Source organism: Microbacterium sp. UBA837 (assembly GCF_002296025.1).
GTDB lineage: Bacteria > Actinomycetota > Actinomycetes > Actinomycetales > Microbacteriaceae > Microbacterium.
Map to the genome: position 1 here is coordinate 1 of NZ_DBHD01000120.1, position 3,629 is coordinate 3,629.

4 protein-coding genes are annotated in these 3,629 nt (G+C 66.5%); 1 reads left to right on the top strand and 3 read right to left on the bottom strand.

Annotation, left to right across the window (positions count from 1 at the left end):
* The 3 genes from B3587_RS09065 to trpD form a co-directional block, all read right to left on the bottom strand.
* On the bottom strand, positions 1–965 hold a 965-nt coding region (locus B3587_RS09065), incomplete at its 3' end, for a PHP domain-containing protein (protein WP_292728008.1).
* Positions 966–1,128: 163 nt separating this feature from the next.
* On the bottom strand, positions 1,129–1,623 hold the full coding sequence (locus tag B3587_RS09070; protein ID WP_292728003.1) for an aromatic ring-opening dioxygenase LigA: 495 nt from the start codon (positions 1,621–1,623) through the stop codon (positions 1,129–1,131).
* Positions 1,624–1,763: 140 nt separating this feature from the next.
* Positions 1,764–2,825: an anthranilate phosphoribosyltransferase gene (trpD, locus tag B3587_RS09075; RefSeq protein WP_292728004.1), complete on the bottom strand. Its 1,062-nt coding sequence runs from the start codon at positions 2,823–2,825 to the stop codon at positions 1,764–1,766.
* A gap of 103 nt (positions 2,826–2,928) precedes the next feature.
* On the opposite strand from trpD, the gene B3587_RS09080 reads away from it, so the two are divergent.
* Complete coding sequence (locus B3587_RS09080; RefSeq protein WP_292728006.1) at positions 2,929–3,573, top strand: cytochrome c oxidase subunit 3; 645 nt, start codon at positions 2,929–2,931, stop codon at positions 3,571–3,573.
* Positions 3,574–3,629 lie beyond the last annotated feature (56 nt).

Genomic DNA, 3,629 nt, shown 5'->3' on the forward strand with positions numbered 1-3,629 from the left:
AGGCGCGCCAGCGGCCACGTCGTGACGATCCGGTCAGCCGGAACCCCGACGCGCTCCGCCCGCTCGGCGCCGTAATCCAGCAGCGACAGATGACCCGGCGCATGCGCGTCGGAGTCGATCGAGAACAGGCATCCCTTCGCCAGGGCGAGCGCGATCAGCTCATCCGGCGGATCCTCGCGTTCGGGACGCGAATTGATCTCGACAGCAACACCGTGTTCCGCGCACGCATCGAAGACGCGATCCGCATCGAACTCCGACGGCGGCCTCGTCCCCCGCTGGCCGCTGACCAGCCTGCCGGTCACATGCCCCAGAACATCGATCCTGCCGCTTCGCACTGCGCGCAGCATCCGTGTCGTCATGGGGCCGCGATCCATCCGCAGCTTCGAGTGCACTGATGCCACGACGATGTCCAGTGAGCACAGCAGGTCATCCTGCTGATCGAGCCCGCCGTCGTCGAGGATGTCGACCTCGATGCCCGTGAGCAGGGTGAACCGATCGTCGCGGAAGCTCTCCACGATCGGGATCTGCTCCCGCAGTCGCTGCGCCGACAGGCCGTTTGCCACCCGAAGCCGGGGCGAATGGTCGGTGAGCGCGAGGTACTCCCGCCCGAGCTCACGGGCGGCCTTCACCATCGCCGCAATCGGCGTCGTGCCGTCCGACCAATCGGAGTGGCTGTGCAGGTCGCCGCGCAGCAGCGCGCTGAGCGCAGAGGGCCGGATGCCGGCCCGTTCCCGCAACTCGGCGAGATAGTCCGGCACGCGCCCCTCCCGGGCCTGGACGATCACCGCGAGGGTCGAATCGCCGATCCCCTTCCGGCGCCGCAGCCCCGCGGTGTCGGCCAGCTGCGCGGCATCCAGCCCCTCGATCGCTGCGGCGGCAGCACGAAACGCTTTCGCCTTGTAGCGGATCGCCCGCTCGCGCTCCAGAAGCAGGGCGATCTCGATCAGCGCGTCGTACGGCTGCAGCTCCGGCTCGCTCATGCCGCCCAGCCTGACACGCCCCACCGACCGCGCGCATCGCCTTCTGCAGGTAGGCAAAATCCCGGGCGTAGGTCGATTGCTGTCGCGATCGACCTACGCCCGGGAGAAGTCCTACCTCCGCGAGGAGGGTCGGCGAGGCGTCAGCGCGTCAGGGTGTGACTCCCGCGCGCTTGACGACGACTGGGGCGCTGGCGAGGCGGTGGAGGGCCCAGCCGAACAGGATCGAGAGCACACCGATGCCCATGGCGAATGCGGAGACACCGAAGCTGACGACCGAGGTGAAGAGGGATGCCCGCAGGAACGACGCGTTCATCATGGTCGCGCGCACCGGATCTTCGCGGTCGAGTTCGGCGTAAGTGGCACCGCCGGATGCCTCGAGGGCGTGGCGCTGAATGATGTCGGCCTGCACGTAGGCGGTGAAGGGACCGGCAACGGTCTGGCCTTGGAAGGCGATCGCATCTTCGGGGATCGTGATGTTCTCGGCGCGCAACTGGCTCGAGACGGTAGCCCACACGACGATGCCCACGATGATGAGCAGGGCACCACCGACGATGCCGAGGATCCCCACCACCTTCACGAGACCGAGGTTGCGGGCAGGCGCCTGAACAGTATCAGCGGCGCTGGCTGTGTCGGTGGCGGACATGGCGATTTCTCCTTCAGGGACATGCATCGTCGGGGGGGATTCGGCGGTGTATCTCACCGTCGACATCCACGCTACGAAGCCGGTCGGCCTACGGACAGTGACGTAGGTCCCCCGACGAGAAATTCGGTGAATGGCCCAGGTCAGGGTGCGAGCGCGGCAGTCGCCTCGGCCCACGCGTGCAGTTTTGCCGCAGCCGCACCCGAGTCGATGGCCGCAGCGGCATCCGCTTGCGCATCCCGGAGGCGCTCCACGATCGGCAGCTGTGCCTGCGCGGCATCCTGTGACAGCCGGTACGCCACGATCCCCGCCGCCGCGTTCAACAGCACGATGTCACGCACCGGCCCAGCGTCTCCCGCCAAGACACGCCGAACGATCTCGGCGTTGTGGTCGGGCGCACCCCCGCGAAGGTCGTCGAGGGTCGCGAGCGGGATGCCGAGATCCCGCGGATCGAGATCGTGCTCGTGGATGTCGCCGCGCGACACCTCCCAGATGCGGCTGTGTCCGGTGGTGGTCAGTTCGTCCAGCCCATCGTCGCCGCGGAACACCAGCGCTGTCGCGCCGCGCGTGCGGAACACGCCGGTGATGAGGGGCACGCGGTCCAGGTGTGCGACGCCCACAGCGTTCGCCTCGGCGCGGGCCGGGTTGCACAGGGGGCCGAGGAAATTGAAGACCGTGGGAACCCCGAGCTCGGCGCGGGTGGGCCCGGCGTGCCGGAATCCGGGGTGGAAAGCGGCAGCGAACGCGAAGGTGATGCCGGCTCGGTCGAGAACCTCGGCCACGGCATCCGGCGAGAGGCGAAGATCAACGCCGAGAGCCGACAGGACGTCGGAAGACCCGGATGCCGAACTCGCCGCCTTGTTCCCGTGCTTGACGACCGGGATGCCTGCGGCAGCGGCGACGATCGATGCGGTCGTCGACACATTGACGGTGCGATGACGATCGCCACCGGTTCCGACGATGTCCAGGACGTGAGGATCCACCCGAAGCGGTAGCGCAGCCTCGAGGATCGCGTCGCGGAAACCGACGATCTCGTCGACGGTCTCCCCCTTCGCACGGAGAGCTATGAGGAATCCCGCCAGCTGCGAGGGTGTCGCCTCACCCGCCATGATCTGGCGCATCGCCCAGCTCGACTCCGACACGCTGAGGTCCTCACCCTCGAGGAGGGCGCTGATGATTGAGGACCAGGACGGCTGCTGGGTCATGGCTCCGAGCGTAGCGGGGCGGGCAACTGAGGTTCACCTAAGTCGGGAACCAGGTCACATCAGTGGTGGCTCATGCGAAACCCCAGGCAAATCTTCAGCCATAATGAAGAATGTGACCACCAGCTCAGCGACGTACTCCCAGGCCATGCGGTCGGTCAAGCGACCCGACCCGGTCGCAGTTGGAACAATCGTGTGGCTCGGCAGCGAAGTCATGTTCTTCGCCGGCCTTTTCGCGATCTATTTCACACTGCGAAGCACCTCCCCCGACCTGTGGGCTCAAGAGACCCAGCTGCTGAACGTCCCGTTCGCTGCGGTCAACACCACGATCCTGGTGCTCTCATCCGTCACCTGCCAGATGGGTGTTTTCGCTGCTGAGCGCTTCCAGCCCTACACGGTCAAGACCAACCGGTTCCGCGACCGCTGGGGCATGGTCGAGTGGTTCTGGCTGACCTTTGCCCTGGGCGCCATCTTCGTGTCGGGCCAGGTGTGGGAGTACGCCCAGCTCGTCACCGAGGGGATGCCGATCCAGGCGAACGCGTACGCGTCGGCCTTCTATCTGACGACCGGCTTCCACGCCCTCCACGTGACCGGTGGCCTCATCGCCTTCCTCCTCGTGATCGGACGCGCCTTCGCGGTCAAGAACTTCGGCCGCAAGGAGATGACGTCATCCATCGTCGTGTCGTACTACTGGCACTTCGTCGACGTCGTCTGGATCGCCCTGTTCTTCGTCATCTACTTCCTCAAGTAACCCGAGCGGAGCTGAATCACCCTCATGGCACGACAGACCAAGCGCCGCTCCACCGG